At 72.3% G+C, this 15589-nt stretch carries 13 protein-coding genes; 11 read left to right on the top strand and 2 right to left on the bottom strand.

The features are described from left to right. Positions 1-226 precede the first annotated feature (226 nt). On the bottom strand, positions 227-1114 hold the full coding sequence (locus ACZ4A5_RS10070) for a hypothetical protein (protein WP_467580659.1): 888 nt from the start codon (positions 1112-1114) through the stop codon (positions 227-229). Between the two features lie 298 nt (positions 1115-1412). Here ACZ4A5_RS10070 and purN point away from each other — a divergent pair, with 298 nt between their 5' ends. Both purN and purH read left to right on the top strand, forming a co-directional pair. Continuing rightward, the gene (gene purN / locus ACZ4A5_RS10065) at positions 1413-2045 is read left to right on the top strand and encodes a phosphoribosylglycinamide formyltransferase (RefSeq protein WP_467580657.1); all 633 of its coding nucleotides are present in this window, start codon (positions 1413-1415) and stop codon (positions 2043-2045) included. Continuing rightward, positions 2042-3622 carry a bifunctional phosphoribosylaminoimidazolecarboxamide formyltransferase/IMP cyclohydrolase gene (purH, locus tag ACZ4A5_RS10060; protein ID WP_467580654.1) on the top strand — a complete coding sequence of 527 codons (1581 nt, stop codon included), beginning with the start codon at positions 2042-2044 and terminating at the stop codon, positions 3620-3622. Before purN ends, purH begins: the two co-directional genes overlap by 4 nt. A gap of 87 nt (positions 3623-3709) precedes the next feature. On the opposite strand, the gene ACZ4A5_RS10055 is transcribed toward purH, so the two are convergent. After that, positions 3710-4390, bottom strand: coding sequence for an RDD family protein (locus ACZ4A5_RS10055; protein ID WP_467580651.1), 681 nt, complete (start codon positions 4388-4390; stop codon positions 3710-3712). 163 nt (positions 4391-4553) lie between these two features. Here ACZ4A5_RS10055 and ACZ4A5_RS10050 point away from each other — a divergent pair, with 163 nt between their 5' ends. The 9 genes from ACZ4A5_RS10050 to ACZ4A5_RS10010 all read left to right on the top strand — a co-directional run bounded on the left by ACZ4A5_RS10050 (position 4554) and on the right by ACZ4A5_RS10010 (position 15576). Beyond that, entirely contained in the window at positions 4554-5423 is an 870-nt protein-coding gene (locus ACZ4A5_RS10050) for a bifunctional methylenetetrahydrofolate dehydrogenase/methenyltetrahydrofolate cyclohydrolase (RefSeq protein ID WP_467580648.1), read from the top strand. Further along, positions 5413-5820 (top strand): DUF3017 domain-containing protein, encoded by a 408-nt coding sequence (locus tag ACZ4A5_RS10045; RefSeq protein ID WP_398868056.1) that lies wholly within the window; start codon positions 5413-5415, stop codon positions 5818-5820. The genes ACZ4A5_RS10050 and ACZ4A5_RS10045 overlap by 11 nt, the downstream gene beginning before the upstream one ends. Before the next feature lie 101 nt (positions 5821-5921). Continuing rightward, positions 5922-7142 (top strand): NADP-dependent isocitrate dehydrogenase, encoded by a 1221-nt coding sequence (locus ACZ4A5_RS10040; RefSeq protein WP_467580644.1) that lies wholly within the window; start codon positions 5922-5924, stop codon positions 7140-7142. A gap of 389 nt (positions 7143-7531) precedes the next feature. Further along, positions 7532-8545, top strand: a complete 1014-nt coding sequence (locus tag ACZ4A5_RS10035; protein WP_467580642.1) for a helix-turn-helix domain-containing protein — start codon at positions 7532-7534, stop codon at positions 8543-8545. A gap of 1034 nt (positions 8546-9579) precedes the next feature. After that, positions 9580-10569 (top strand): malate dehydrogenase, encoded by a 990-nt coding sequence (locus ACZ4A5_RS10030; protein ID WP_467580639.1) that lies wholly within the window; start codon positions 9580-9582, stop codon positions 10567-10569. A gap of 168 nt (positions 10570-10737) precedes the next feature. After that, positions 10738-12354: a hypothetical protein gene (locus ACZ4A5_RS10025; RefSeq protein WP_467580637.1), complete on the top strand. Its 1617-nt coding sequence runs from the start codon at positions 10738-10740 to the stop codon at positions 12352-12354. Continuing rightward, positions 12351-12884, top strand: coding sequence for a hypothetical protein (locus ACZ4A5_RS10020; RefSeq protein ID WP_467580634.1), 534 nt, complete (start codon positions 12351-12353; stop codon positions 12882-12884). Before ACZ4A5_RS10025 ends, ACZ4A5_RS10020 begins: the two co-directional genes overlap by 4 nt. Before the next feature lie 12 nt (positions 12885-12896). After that, positions 12897-13886, top strand: a complete 990-nt coding sequence (locus tag ACZ4A5_RS10015; RefSeq protein WP_467580632.1) for a hypothetical protein — start codon at positions 12897-12899, stop codon at positions 13884-13886. A gap of 187 nt (positions 13887-14073) precedes the next feature. Further along, positions 14074-15576 carry an aldehyde dehydrogenase family protein gene (locus ACZ4A5_RS10010; RefSeq protein ID WP_467580629.1) on the top strand — a complete coding sequence of 501 codons (1503 nt, stop codon included), beginning with the start codon at positions 14074-14076 and terminating at the stop codon, positions 15574-15576. Positions 15577-15589: the final 13 nt, after the last annotated feature.

Genomic DNA, 15589 nt, shown 5'->3' with positions numbered 1-15589 from the left:
CCCAGCTACCTCCCCCAGACTCCGTCCGAGGGTGCCCCCAGAGGTGCCCCCAACGGGCTGATTGGTTGCCCGGAATGGACCCTGAACGTGCCCCCCGGCACCCACCACAAACCCAGCCCGGCCGATGTCTGAGGCCACCCCGCCGCAAGCACAACGAACCCGCACCCGACAGACGAACCGCCCCACCAACCCCACAAGCCAGCGCAAGCGCACCCGCACTCAGAACTCAGTCCTGAGCCCCCAGCAACGGTCGCAACTCCTTCGGCAGATGCGACTCACAAGCCTGCCGCGACGACTGCGTCAGCGCATCGTCCACGCACGTGTAGTAGTCCTTGTAGACGATCTGGAAGGCGAACGTCGCCGCCACGATCGCGAGGGACAGGCCGCCCATGACCAGGCCGCTCACGGCCGCCGTGGTCTGGGGGCGGGGAGCACCGGGCGCGGGCGGTGGCGGGGGCGGGATGTCCGGGTCCGTGCGCTGTTTCTGCTGTGGCTTCGCGCGCAGGGAGCTGATGGCCCAGTAGACGGAGAGGGCGCCGAGGAGCAGCGCGACCTGCGGGATGCTGAAGAGGGCGAAGAAGAAGCCCCACAGGCCGGCCAGCAGGGCGTAGCGCGCGCGGCGCTGGGCCGGGTCGGTCGGGTCCCAGCGGAGGCCGCCGCCGGCGCCGCCGCTCGGGGGGCTCGAGGGGCGCTGGCCTCCGAAGCCGCCGCCGTGGGGGCCGGGCTGTCGGCTGCTCCACTGGCTGCCCCAGGCCGGGGGCTTCTCACCGTCGGCGCTGTCAGCACCGTCAGCGCCGCCGCCGTCCTCACCACCGCGCCCCTCGGGCCGCTCGCGCGGCTCCCAGGGCCGGTCCGGCCGGTCCTCCGGCGGGGGCGCGAACGGATTGTCCCGCTGGTCACCCGAGGACTGGTCACCCGAAGGCTGGTCACCCGAAGACGACGAAGGCGAAGGCGGCCGCTTCTCCAGGGACGGCCGCCCGTCCGGGGACGGCGACGAGGGGCGCTCGTGCGCCATGCGGGCGTTCCCTGCCGCGGCCCGGAAATCCCCGAAGGCTTCGGAGGGCTCGGTGGACAGCGGGAAGCGGTGAGCCGCGTGGAGGCGTCGGTCCGGCATGTGGAGTGTGTCTTCCCCTTGTGTCGTCGTCCTGTACGTCGCAGGCGTGCCCCGCACGCCATGACGTACTGCACACCGAACGTACGGCGTCGCGCTCGGATTCCATGCGCGTGGCCCGCGCTTTCCGTGCGCTGCTTCCAGACGCTACCTCCCGCGCGTGCCCCCGTCCCGTGGGGGCCGTTCCGCGTGCCGGTATCGTTGCTGGCGGTCGGCGGCTTCGTAGAGTCCCCCGTATTCGGGGACCCCTCCGGCTTGTACGACCATACAAACCGCACCACCCGCGAGAAAGGGCCCCACCGTGGCCTCCCCGCCTCCCGCGCTTCCCGCCCGGCTCGTCGTGCTGGTTTCCGGCTCGGGCACCAATCTCCAGGCCCTGCTCGACGCGATCGCCGCCGACCCGGAGGGCTACGGCGCGCGGATCGTGGCCGTGGGCGCCGACCGGGACGGCATCGCCGGCCTCGAGCGCGCCGAGCGCGCCGGGCTGCCGACCTTCGTCTGCCGGGTGAGGGACCACCCGACGCGTGACGCCTGGGACCGGGCGCTGACCGAGGCGACGGCGGCGTACGCGCCGGACCTCGTGGTCTCCGCCGGTTTCATGAAGATCGTGGGCAAGGAGTTCCTGGCCCGCTTCGGGGGGCGGATCGTCAATACGCACCCCGCCCTGCTGCCCAGCTTCCCCGGCGCCCACGGCGTGCGCGACGCGCTCGCGTACGGCGCGAAGGTGACCGGGTGCACCGTCCACTTCGTCGACGACGGCGTCGACACCGGCCCGATCATCGCGCAGGGCGTGGTCGAGGTCCGGGACGAGGACGACGAATCCGCGCTGCACGAGCGCATCAAGGAAGTCGAGCGAGCGCTGCTCGTCGATGTCGTGGGGCATCTGGCCCACAACGGCTACCGCATAGAGGGACGAAAGGTAAGAATCCCGTGACTGCCGAAGGCACCAACGGTACGAACGGCGCGAAGCGGCCCATCCGCCGCGCGCTGGTCAGCGTCTACGACAAGACGGGGCTCGAGGAACTGGCCCAGGGGCTGCACGCGGCCGGCGTCCAGCTCGTCTCGACCGGTTCGACGGCCGCGCGGATCGCCGCCGCGGGCGTCCCGGTCACCAAGGTCGAGGAGCTGACGGGCTTCCCCGAGTGCCTGGACGGCCGGGTGAAGACCCTCCACCCCCGCGTCCACGCGGGCATCCTCGCCGACCAGCGGCTCGCCTCGCACCGCGAGCAGCTCGCCGGGCTGGGCGTGGAGCCCTTCGAGCTCGTGATCGTCAACCTCTACCCCTTCAAGGAGACGGTCGCCTCCGGCGCCTCGCCCGACGAGTGCGTGGAGCAGATCGACATCGGCGGCCCCTCGATGGTCCGCGCCGCCGCCAAGAACCACCCCTCCGTCGCCGTCGTGGTCAACCCCGGCCGCTACGCCGACGTGCTCGACGCCGTGCGCGCGGGCGGGTTCGACCTGGCCGCGCGCAAGCGGCTCGCGGCCGAGGCGTTCCAGCACACGGCCGCCTACGACGTGGCGGTGGCCAGCTGGTTCGCCGACGGTTACGCGGCCGACGAGGGCCCCTGGCCGGACTTCGCCGGTGTCGTCCTCAGCCGCAAGCAGGTCCTGCGCTACGGCGAGAACCCGCACCAGCCCGCCGCGCTCTACACCGACGGCACGGGCACCGGTCTCGCGGTCGCCGAGCAGCTGCACGGCAAGGAGATGTCGTACAACAACTACGTCGACACCGAGGCCGCGCGCCGGGCGGCGTACGACCACGACGAGCCCTGTGTCGCGATCATCAAGCACGCCAACCCCTGCGGCATCGCGGTGGGTTCGGACGTCGCCGAGGCGCACCGCAAGGCGCACGCCTGTGACTCGCTCTCCGCGTTCGGCGGCGTGATCGCCGTCAACCGCCCGGTGTCCGTGGAGCTGGCCGAGCAGGTCGCGGAGATCTTCACCGAGGTCATCGTCGCCCCCGGTTACGAGGACGGCGCGGTCGAGGTGCTGGCCCGCAAGAAGAACATCCGCGTGCTGAGCTGCCCCGACGCCCCCGGCGCGGTCGGCGAGTACCGGCCGATCGAGGGCGGCGCGCTCGTCCAGGCCAAGGACCGCCTCCAGGCGGAGGGCGACGACCCCGCCAACTGGACGCTCGCCACGGGCGAGGCGCTCCCCGCCGACGAGCTGGCCGAGCTGGCCTTCGCCTGGCGCGCGTGCCGCGCGGTGAAGTCCAACGCGATCCTGCTGGCCAAGGGTGGTGCCACGGTCGGCGTCGGCATGGGCCAGGTCAACCGCGTCGACTCGGCGAAGCTCGCGGTGCAGCGGGCGGGCGAGGAGCGTGCCGCGGGTTCGTACGCCGCCTCCGACGCCTTCTTCCCCTTCCCGGACGGCCTGGAGGTCCTCCTGGAGGCGGGCGTCAAGGCCGTGGTCCAGCCGGGCGGTTCGGTCCGTGACGAGCAGGTCGTCCAGGCCGCGAAGGCGGCGGGCGTGACGATGTACCTCACGGGCACGCGTCACTTCTTCCACTGATACCGCCGATACGACTGATACCGCGGATACGACGAGGCCGCGCCCCGGAACCCCGGGGCGCGGCCTCGTGCTGCCGTGACCGGACGGTCACTTGACGCGGACGACCACCGTGCTGACGATCTTGTCGGCGAAGGTCTGCTTCTTCTCGTCCCACAGCGGCCACAGGTAGCCGAGGTAGAAGAAGCCGTCGACGATGTGGCAGAGGTTGCGGACGAAGGCCATGCCGAAGCCGGTCGGCATGCCGTCGCGCTCGCGCAGGACGCTGATGCCCACGATCTTCTTGCCGAGCGACTGACCGGTCTTGCCCTGGCGGTAGAGCATCCAGAGGCCGAGCACGAAGCCCACGACGACGCCCAGGAGCACCAGGATCACGCCCGCCATCGGCGAGCTCGTGCTCCGGGTGCACAGCCCCTGGTCGGCGCTGAACTGCGAGCAGCTGCCGTCGGCCTGCGAGGAGACGATCATGATCATGCCGACGATGAACAGGATCATCGGGACCGCGCCGCTGATCAGGCCGTCGAGCAGCGAGGCGCCCACGCGCGAGCCCCAGCCGGCGAGCGGCGGGCGCTGCGTGCCGTACGGGTCCTGGCCGGGGTAGCCGTAGCCGCCGCCCGGGTACTGCTGGCCCGGGTAGGGCTGCTGGCCCGGATAGGGCTGGCCGGGGTAGGGCTGGCCCGGGTACGGCTGCTGCGGGATCTGCCCGTAGGGCTGGCCCGGCTGCTGCTGGGGGTAGGACGGGTACGGTCCGGGCGGGTTCGGGTGGGTCACCTGGGGTCCTTCGAGCGGTGGTGCCGGGCTTGTTGCGTGGGGACTGCCGCGGTGTCCGCCGCGGCGCGGATCATCGTAGGCACAGCGAACGCGTGATATACGGCGCGCCTGCGGACGTGACCTGATTGGAACGAGCGCCGGTCCATCCGGGAGTATGGGTGCCATGACCGCCCAGATTCTCGATGGCAAGGCCACCGCAGCCGCGATCAAGTCCGAACTCACCACCCGCGTGGAAGCGCTGAAGGCCCGGGGCGTCACGCCCGGTCTCGGCACTCTCCTCGTCGGTGACGACCCCGGCAGCAAGTGGTACGTGGCCGGCAAGCACCGCGACTGCGCCCAGGTCGGCATCGCGTCGATCCAGCGCGAACTGCCCGACACCGCCACGCAGGAGGAGATCGAGGCGGTCGTACGCGAGCTCAACGACAACCCGGAGTGCACGGGCTACATCGTCCAACTCCCGCTCCCCAAGGGCATCGACACCAACCGCGTGCTGGAGCTGATGGACCCGGCCAAGGACGCGGACGGCCTGCACCCGATGAGCCTCGGCCGCCTCGTGCTGAACGAGACCGGCCCGCTGCCCTGCACCCCCCACGGCATCATCGAGCTGCTCCGCCACCACAAGGTGGAGATCAACGGCGCGCACGTCGTGGTCGTCGGCCGCGGCATCACCGTGGGCCGCTCCATCGGGCTGCTGCTGACCCGCCGCTCCGAGAACGCCACCGTCACCCTCTGCCACACCGGCACCCGTGACCTGTCGGCCCAGCTGCGCCAGGCGGACATCATCGTCGCCGCGGCCGGCGTCGGGCACCTGATCAAGCCGGAGGACGTCAAGCCGGGCGCCGCGGTGCTCGACGTGGGCGTCAGCCGGGACGGCGAGGGCAAGATCATGGGCGATGTGGACCCGGGCGTCTCCGAGGTCGCGGCCTGGATCTCCCCGAACCCCGGTGGCGTCGGCCCGATGACCCGCGCGCTGCTGCTGGTCAACGTCGTGGAGGCCGCCGAGCGCGCCGCCGGAATCGGCAATGCGGGCTGAGATGGGCGCCGCCCCCGGCAAGTCGCGCCGCTTCCAGCTCACCCGGGACACGGCCCGCCCCGAGGGGGGCGGGCGCGCGGCCCCCGGTGACGCGCCCGCGCCCGCGCGCCAGTGGCCGCTGCTCGCCGTGCTGGGGCTGACGGGCCTGGGCCTGCTGCTCGTCGCGTTCGACGTCTTCCGGGTCGGGACGCTGCTGATCGGCGTGGCGATGATCGGCGGCGCGGTGCTGCGCTGGACGCTGCCGTCGGTGGGCATGCTGGCCGTGCGCTCGCGGTTCACCGACATCGTCACGTACGGCGGGCTGGGCGCGGTGATCGTCCTGCTCACGCTGATGGCGCAGCCGCACGCGTGGGTGAAGATCCCGTTCCTGGAGGACGTCCTGCACTTCACGGTCTGATCCGGTGGGCAGGGGTGCGGGCCGGTCATGGGTCCGCACCCGGCGGAAAGCGCGCGCGTGGGGTACGTGACTGTCCGACCGGGCGGGACGAAGATCTCCCCATGGCCAAGATCAAGGTTGCCCGCCCCGTCGTCGAGCTCGACGGCGACGAGATGACCCGCATCATCTGGTCCTTCATCAAGGACAAGCTGATCCTTCCCTACCTCGACATCGAGCTGAAGTACTTCGACCTGGGGATCGAGCACCGCGACGCCACCAGCGACCAGGTGACCGTCGACGCCGCCAAGGCCATCCAGGAGCACGGCGTCGGCGTGAAGTGCGCGACGATCACGCCGGACGAGGCGCGGGTCGAGGAGTTCGGCCTCAAGGCGATGTACCCCTCGCCCAACGGCACGATCCGCAACATCCTCGGCGGGGTGATCTTCCGCGAGCCGATCATCATGGCGAACGTGCCGCGGCTGGTGCCGGGCTGGACCGAGCCGATCGTCGTCGGCCGCCACGCCTTCGGCGACCAGTACCGCGCGACCGACCTGAGGATCCCCGGCCCCGGCACCCTCACCATGACCTTCACCCCGAAGGACGGCTCCGAGCCGGTCGAGGTGGAGGTGCACGACTTCCCTGGCCCAGGGGTGGCGCTCGGGATGTACAACCACGACGACTCGATCCGCGACTTCGCGCGCGCCTCGTTCCGCTACGGCCTGGCCCGCCGCTACCCCGTCTACCTCTCGACGAAGAACACCATCCTGAAGAAGTACGACGGGCGGTTCAAGGAGCTCTTCCAGGAGGTCTTCGACGCGGAGTTCCGGGCGGAGTTCGAGCGGGCGGGGCTCACCTACGAGCACCGGCTGATCGACGACATGGTCGCCGCCGCGCTGAAGTGGCCGGGCGGCTATGTCTGGGCCTGCAAGAACTACGACGGTGACGTGCAGTCCGACATCGTCGCGCAGGGCTTCGGCTCGCTGGGCCTGATGACCTCGGTCCTGATGTCGCCCGACGGCCGCACCCTGGAGGCCGAGGCCGCGCACGGCACGGTCACCCGGCACTACCGCCGGCACCAGCAGGGCAAGGCGACCTCGACCAACCCGATCGCCTCGGTCTTCGCCTGGACCCGCGCCCTCGCCCACCGCGGCAGGCTCGACGGCACCCCCGAGGTCACCGCCTTCGCGGAGGAACTGGAGCGGGTCTGCGTCGAGACCGTCGAGAGCGGCCGGATGACCAAGGACCTGGCGACGCTGATCTCCAAGGACACCCCCTGGCTGACCACGGAGCAGTTCCTGGACGCGCTGGACGAGAAGCTCGGGGAGCGGATGGCCGCCCGCTGAACCCCCTTGCGCGAGGAGGCGGTCCGCACGCACCCTGGCCGGGTGCCGCGGACCGCCTCCCGCCGGGTGAGCGGCCACGGTGCCCCCTCTTCCACCCCCGTGGGAAAACGGGACACCGCCCGAAACGAGAATCGTGAGCGGAACGGACCCGAGCAAGATCTTCAAGCCTGCTGTGGCCGGGAAGTGACGGTTCTGGGACGAGGTCCCTGTTCCGTATCAGTTGCGCCCCCGGCGTGACAAGGGTGCATATCGGCCCGCTGATCACTCCAAATGCCACCGTGCGCCCCGGGGTTGGGAACTGCCATGCTGGTGTATGGCATCCCCTTGGGTAGCCAGCACCGGGACCGCGGGGGACAACCGCACGCATCGGGGGAACAGGGGGGACGGCAATGCCTCGCTGGAGGGCGCTACCGGAAGAACTCGATCCACAAGTCGGCGAATTCACCGAACAGCTGCGCAGACTCGTCGAACGCAGCGGACTGAGCCTAGGTGCCGTGGCCGACCGCACCGGCTACAGCAAGACGTCCTGGGAGCGGTATCTGAACGGGCGGCTGCTGCCGCCGCTCGGCGCCGCCGAGGCCCTCGCCGGGGTGACGGGCGTCGACGTCGGGCATCTGAGCACCATGTGGGAGCTGGCCGAACGGGCCTGGAGCCGCGCCGAGCTGCGGCACGATGTGACGATGGAGGCCGTCCGGGTCGCCCAGGCGCGGGCCGCGCTGGGCGAGTTCGGCCCGCCGGCGCGGTCGGTGCCGCCGCCGCAGCCGCCGCCGCTCTGCTGTGCGGCCCCGGAGCCACGCGACACGTCCGCCCCGTCCGTGCCGCGCTCGCCCCGGCCGCCCGACTACCGCGCCAAGGCAATCCCCGTCGGGCAGCGGCCGCGCCGCCGGGCCGCGCTCTTCGTCACCGGCGTCGTGGGCGCCCTTCTCGTCGTCGCCGCTGCCGCGCTGCTGCTCGGCACGGGCGGCGGCAAACACAAGGGTGCGCAGGCGCCGCCCGCCGCCTCGCCCGCCGCCAGCGCTTCCGCGGACCTGCCGACCGGTGTGAAGTGCGCCGGTGACAGCTGCGCGGGCAAGGATCCCGAGGCGATGGGCTGCGGCGGCGCCCGCGCGACGACGGCCGGCTCGGCGACGGTCGGCACGTCGTACGTCGAGGTGCGCTACAGCGAGGTCTGCCGGGCGGCGTGGGGCCGCATCACCCAGGCCGCGAGCGGTGACGCCATCCGCATAAACTCCCGCCCGACGGCCTCGGCCCCGGCCCGCACGGAGGCCGGCCGCGTCGGCGCCACGCCCGGCCACACGGCCGACGGCTACACCCCCATGGTGACGGTCTCGGCCCCGGACCAGGCGACGGCGTGCGCGACGCTTCTGACGGGCTCGAAGGGGTGCACGAAACCGCAGCGCTAGCCGCGTGGGTCCGCGGCGTGCTTTTCGGCTCCGCCCTCTGCGGGGCTCCGTCCCGCACCCCCGACTTCCTTCCTGGGCTCCGCGGGTCCTGGAGCCGGACGGGCTATGGGTGACCTGGTTGCGGGATGCGTCGGCTGACGCGCAGCGCCTGCGGCGCAGGTCCTCAAGCGCCGGACGGGCTGGGAGGTGCGGCGGTCGCGTCGTCGCGTACGTGCGCTGACGCGCAGCGGGTCCTTGGAGCTGGATGGGCTGGCCGTGTCCCGGCTGTCGGATGCGTCGGCTGACGCGCAGCGCCTGCGGCGCAGGTCCTCAAGCGCCGGACGGGCTGGAGGGGGTGAGCGTGAGGTGTCGCCTGACAGGGGGAGGGCGAGGCCCGCGCTGGGCCTGCCGTTCGTGGTTGGATCCCTGCGGCTGCCGCCTACGCGTACCCCATCCGAAGCCGGAGGCGCCGCGCGTCAGCGGACGCACTGCCGCAGCCGGTCAGCCGCCCGGGGGATTCCCCGCAGGCGAAGGGGCGCCCGCATTCTTTCGAGCCCGTCCGGTTCTGAGGGTCTGCCTTGCGTGGGTGGGCAGGCCGGCAGCCTGGACGTGGCCCGGCTACCCGCACCTTCCAGCCCGTCCGGCGTTTGAGGACAGCGCCGCAGGCGCTGTGCGTGAGCCGACGCACCCGGCAGCCGGGCCATCCACAGCCCGTCCGGCTCCGAGGACTCGCGTTGTGCGTGAGCCGAAGTACCCGGGTCAGGGCGCAGACCGGCTACCCGCACCCTTCCAGCCCGTCCGGCGTTTGAGGACAGCGCCGCAGGCGCTGCGCGTCAGCCGACGCACCCGGCACCCGGGGCCCCAGCCCGTCCGGCTCCGAGGACTCGCTCAGAGGACTCGTTCCAAGGACCCGGTCCGATGAGTCGCGTTCCACACCCACCGCGGCGTTCCCCCGCCGCCGCGTCGGATAGCCTGACGCCGGATCTCTTGACACCGAGAGAGATCCCCACAAATGGGCAGGGACACCCAACCCCAGTTCGCAGCAGGAGATCGCCATGACCCGCACTCCCGTCAATGTCACCGTCACCGGCGCGGCCGGTCAGATCGGCTACGCGCTGCTCTTCCGCATCGCCTCCGGCCAGCTGCTCGGCGCGGACGTGCCGGTCAAGCTCCGTCTGCTGGAGATCCCGCAGGGCCTGAAGGCCGCCGAGGGCACCGCCATGGAGCTCGACGACTGCGCCTTCCCGCTGCTGCGCGGCATCGACATCACGGACGACCCGAACGTCGCGTTCGCCGGTGCGAACGTCGCGCTGCTGGTCGGCGCCCGCCCGCGTAGCAAGGGCATGGAGCGCGGTGACCTGCTGGAGGCCAACGGCGGCATCTTCAAGCCGCAGGGCAAGGCCATCAACGACCACGCCGCGGACGACATCAAGGTCCTCGTCGTCGGCAACCCGGCCAACACCAACGCCCTGATCGCCCAGGCCGCCGCGCCGGACGTCCCGGCGGAGCGCTTCACCGCGATGACGCGCCTGGACCACAACCGCGCGATCTCGCAGCTGGCGCAGAAGACCGGCACCCCGGTCTCCGAGATCAAGAAGCTGACGATCTGGGGCAACCACTCCGCCACCCAGTACCCGGACATCTTCCACGCCGAGGTGGCGGGCAAGAACGCCGCCGAGGTCGTGAACGACCAGGCGTGGCTGGCCGACACCTTCATCCCGACGGTCGCCAAGCGCGGTGCCGCGATCATCGAGGCCCGTGGCGCCTCGTCGGCCGCCTCCGCCGCCAACGCCGCGATCGACCACGTGCACACCTGGGTCAACGGCACCGCCGCCGGCGACTGGACCTCGATGGGTATCCCGTCGGACGGCTCCTACGGCGTGCCCGAGGGCATCATCTCGTCCTTCCCGGTCACCACGAAGAACGGCACGTACGAGATCGTCCAGGGCCTGGAGATCAACGAGTTCTCCCGCACCCGCATCGACGCCTCCGTGCGGGAGCTCGTGGAGGAGCGCGACGCGGTGCGCGCCCTCGGCCTCATCTGACCGACCCTTTTCGTACGGGCGTTTTGACGTACGCCTGTACGCGTCGAATTCCGGCCCGCTATTCGTTCCCCGACGGGGACGGTGGCGGGCCGTTCGGCATATTCTGAGTTCTCCGAAAGAGTGTCAACTCCTGCTTACTAGCAGGTGAGTTCGACAATCGGGGGACGTATGTCAACTCCTGTTGGACGTGAGTCCCGCACAGAGGCCACGAGACTTCTCTGCGCGGGCGCCTACCTGGACATCGGGTTCCGCCGCCGGGTCATCGAAGAGCTGGTGGAGCACGAGGAGCGCCCGATAGCGCCCTCGCTCGGTGTCGATATCGTGCCGGTGCTCGCGCACGCGCTGCGCGCCCGCGCGCAGGACGCGCAGACGGCGCTGTGGCTCCTGCTGATCTGGGGCCTGTTCATCGGTATCGAGGTCGGCACCGCCGACGATGCCGTCGACCCCGGCGTCGGCATGGGCTTCCCACTGTGGGCCCTGCTGTACGCGGTGGTCTGCTTCGTGCAGTGGTGGGTCGCTGCCGCCGCCGGGCGCGGTTCGTCCGTGTACGTGGTCGACAAGCGCACCATGCGCGAGGCGATGAAGGGACAGGTGCGGGTCCTGATACCCGCGGTCCCGGTGGTCCTCGCGCTCGCCTACTGGGCGTACGCGCTGCTGCGGCTCTTCACCGGCTCGGGCAGCTGGATCTCGATCGTCTTCCCGCTGCTGCTGGCCCTCCCCGTCTGGGCGCACCGTACGCGGGTCGCGGACGTGATGCGCGCCGAGCTGAGCCGCCAGGAGTTCGCGCGCCGGGACCGGGCGTTCCCGTCCACCGAACACCACCGGCGGATCGCCGAGGCCATCGACCGCGAGCAGTACGCGGGGCTGACCATCTACGACTCGGGCCGCCCGTTCCTCGGCATGGGGCGGCCGTACGAGCCCTGGTCGCTCGCCCTGGAGCTCAAGCGGCGCCCGGACGCCGGCCAGGAGCCCACGAGCCCGGCGCCCTTCACCGCCCGTACGGTCGTCGAGCTGATCCGGCCCCGGCTGGAGGCGCTGCGGGAGAGCGCCGCGCAGACCAGCCGGGACCGGCTGAAGGATCTGGAGATCGAGGAGTTCGTCTATCTCCCGGTGGGCCCGCCGCGACCGGAGGTGGACTACGGGGGCGGCACCGTCCTGCGGCACCTCGCGCAGTCCGTCGACGAGGGCGGCGAGGCCCGTCGCTACTTCCTCCGCATCCGCGTCGGCGCCTGGGACGAACAGGTCGTGGCGACCATCCTGGTCCGGGTGCACACCCAGGGCGGCATGCTGGTCCTGGAGGTCGTGCCGCATGTGCTGATGCCCATCAAGCCGGAGTTCCGCGCGGTCGACGTGATCGTGGCGCGCGGCGGGGACAACTTCCTGCGCGACGGGCTGCGTGCCCTGCTGAGCGGGCCGGCCGCCGGGTTCGCCTCCGCCGTCTCCACGGTGAGCTCCGCCGTCTCCGGCTTCCGCACCTGGCTGACGATGCCGCAGTACGGGATCCCGGACGGCCCGGCCACCTCGGTGCGGGAGCTGGCCGGCACGCAGACGCTGTCGCTGTTCCAGGAGATGGACATCAGCCGCTATGTGAAGACGGTCCAGGACCGCATCGCGAGCGGAGTACGGGACGCCCTGCGCGCGCAGGGCTACGAGACCGACCAGTTCGAGCAGCACTTCGTCCAGGTCAGCGAGGGCGGCGTCTTCATCGGCTCGATGAGCGGCGGCGCGGTCGCCAGCGGGGCCGGGGCGTCGGCCAAGAGCGGCACACAAAGCGGGGGATCATGACAGAGGCCAGGGATCAGCAGCACAAGGCCGGGGAGAAGAGCGGCGGGATCGCCATCGGCCGCATGACCGGCGGCGCGGCCGCCAGCGGCCGCGGGGCGCGCGCGGAGGACCGCTCGGAGCGGACCGCCCGGCCCGCCACGAGAGGGGGCGGGCCGGCTCCCGTCCCGCACCGGGCGCCCGGTGAAGGGAGCATCACCGTCGGGGAGTTGGGCGGCGGAGCGGTGGCCGCGGGGGAGCGGGCGGCCGCGGTGGACGCGTCCCGCGAGCCGCTGCCCGTACCGGCCGCGCTGCTCGTGGCGGTACGGGACCTGCGCGGTCAATTACCGCTGCTCGCGCGGACGGAGGGCGACGGCATCGACGAGGTCGAGGGTGAGCTCGCCGATCTGGAGGAGGAGGCCACGCGCACCGGCCGGGCCGACCGCGGCCGGCTGGAGCGGCTGCGGTCCCTGCTGACCGGCGGCGCCACGGTGGCGGCGGGCCTGGCGTCGGCGCTCGCCGTCGTCCAGGCGATCAGTCAGCTGCTGGCGTGAGGGGGCGGTCACGTGAGCCGCTGGGACGCGGATCTCCAGCAGTGGGTGGACGACGAGCCGCCACCGCGCGGCGCGCACCCCTCCGCCGCCTATGAGCCGACCGAGCCCGACCTCCCCCTGGTCCGGGTCTCCTCGGGCGCCCGCGCGCCGCGGGGCCCCTCGCGCCAGGCGATCCTGGCCGGGGCGGTGGCGGGCGTGGTGTTCGCGGGGGGCATCGGCTTCGGGGTCTGGAAGCTGACCCAGGACGACGGCGGGGACCACGCCGCCGGGCCGGGCGGCACCGCCTCCACCGCCCCGGCGACGCCCGGCCTGGGCGACGGCGGGGTGAGCGCCACGGGCGGCACCGGCGGCGCGGTCACCACGGGCGGCGGCACCGGTGCCACACCGGACGCGCCGGCGTACGGCTCGGGCGGCTCCTCGGTCTCCGCCGGATCGACCGGTACGTCGGGGTCGGCTAGCTCCTCCGGGTCGACCGGCACCTCGGGGTCGACCGGCTCCTCCGGTTCGACCGGCGGCTCCGGGGGTTCCGGTTCCTCCGGCGGCACGGGTGCCGCTCCCGCCGGATACCAGCGGGTCGGCGACCCCTCGGGGATCACGCTCGACGTGCCCCAGGACTGGCGCCGCACCGCGGACGGCATCAGCGTGTTCTACCGCTCCGCGCCCGACGGCCAGAACTTCATCCAGGTCTACCGGCAGAACGGACCGGAGAGCACACCGGCCGAGGCGGCCGCGGCGCTCGAGGCGACGATGTCCAAGAACCCGGGCTACCGCCGCATCAAGCTGGGCCAGACGCCGGACGGCTCGGAGGCGGAGCTGGAGTACACCTACACCCGTGACGGCGGCACCCGGCACGTCGTCCTGCGTGACGTGAGAGCACCCGATCACCAGATGTACGTCCTGCTGGTGACCGGGCCCGACGACGAGTGGTCCTCGTACGCGCGGGTCTACGCGGTGCTGCTGGGCTCGTTCTGCCCGACCGGATACTGCCCGGGCGGAGGCTGACCGCGCTCCCGACGGCCCGCCGCCCCTTGTCGGCGGCGGGCCGTCGGGCCGGCATAAGTGACACCCGTCACTCTTCGCGAAAGAAGTGGCATATGTTTCCGCCTTCTGGTTAGGCGCGCCTCGTTGCCGGGCCCCGCGAGGGCCCGGCGCGGTAGTGAGTGCCCAGTGGACCGGAAGGCAGAAGAGCATGTCGTCAGTCGAGACCATCCTTGTGGACGGGGTGTGGCGTGCCGCCGCGTCCGGCGCGCAGCGGGAGGTCCTCGACCCCGCAGACGCCAAGACCCTGGCCGTCGTGGCCGAGGGTGGTGCCGACGACACCGACGCCGCGATCGCCGCGGCCCGCCGCGCCTTCGACCACGGCGCCTGGCCGCGGACGCCCGTCGCCGAACGGGCCGCGCTGCTGCGGCGCGTGGCCGACCTGCTCCAGCGCGACCGCGAGGAGATCGCGCTGACCGAGAGCCGGGACACCGGCAAGACCCTGGAGGAGGGCCGGGTCGACGTCGACGATGTCACCAACGCCTTCCGCTACTTCGCCGACCTCGTCATCGGCGAGGGCGGCGGCCGCGTCGTGGACGCGGGCTCGGACGAGGTGCACAGCGTCGTCGTCCACGAGCCGGTCGGCGTCTGCGCGCTGATCACCCCGTGGAACTACCCGCTGCTCCAGGCGAGCTGGAAGATCGCCCCGGCCCTGGCCGCGGGCAACACCTTCGTCATCAAGCCCAGCGAGGTCACCCCGCTCTCCACCGTGCACCTCGTCCGGCTGCTGGCCGAGGCGGGCCTGCCCGACGGTGTCGCCAACCTCGTCACCGGCGCGGGCGACCCCGTCGGCGCCCGGATGTCCGAGCACCCGGACGTCGACCTCGTCTCCTTCACCGGCGGCCTCACCAGCGGCGTCAAGGTCGCCCAAGCGGCCGCGCCGACCGTGAAGAAGGTCGCCCTCGAACTCGGCGGCAAGAACCCCAACGTCGTCTTCGCCGACGCCTGCGCCACCGACGAGGACTTCGACACCGCCGTCGACCAGGCCCTCAACGCCGCGTTCATCCACAGCGGCCAGGTCTGCTCGGCCGGCTCGCGCCTCATCGTCGAGGAGTCGGTCAGTGAGCGCTTCGTCGCCGAACTCGCCCGCCGCGCCGAGAAGATCAAGCTGGGCCGGGGCACCGCGGAGGGCGTCGAGTGCGGCCCGCTCGTCTCCGCCGCGCAGCTCGACAAGACCGAGGCGTACGTCGCCTCCGCGCTCGCCGAGGGCGCCGCGCTGCGCTGCGGCGGCGGCCAGCCCGAGCCGAACGCCGTCCGCCCCGCGACCGGTTACTTCTACTCGCCGACCGTCCTCGACCGCTGCCACCGCGGCATGAAGGTCGTCCGGGAGGAGACCTTCGGGCCGATCCTCACCGTCGAGACCTTCCGCACCGAGGACGAGGCCGTCGAGCTCGCCAACGACACCGAGTACGGGCTCGCGGGCGCCGTGTGGACCAAGGACGCCGGCCGGGCCCGCCGGGTCGCCGGGCGGCTGCGCCACGGCACCGTGTGGATCAACGACTTCCACCCCTACCTGCCGCAGGCGGAGTGGGGCGGCTTCGGCAAGTCGGGCACGGGCCGCGAGCTCGGCCCCGCGGGCCTGGCCGAATACCGCGAGGCCAAGCACATCTACCAGAACCTCGCCCCGAAGCCCGTCCGCTGGTTCGCGGGCTGACGCCCGCGCCGCC

It is taken from the genome of Streptomyces sp. NPDC025618 (genome assembly GCF_055558795.1).
This window is presented reverse-complemented; position numbering and strand designations above follow the sequence as displayed.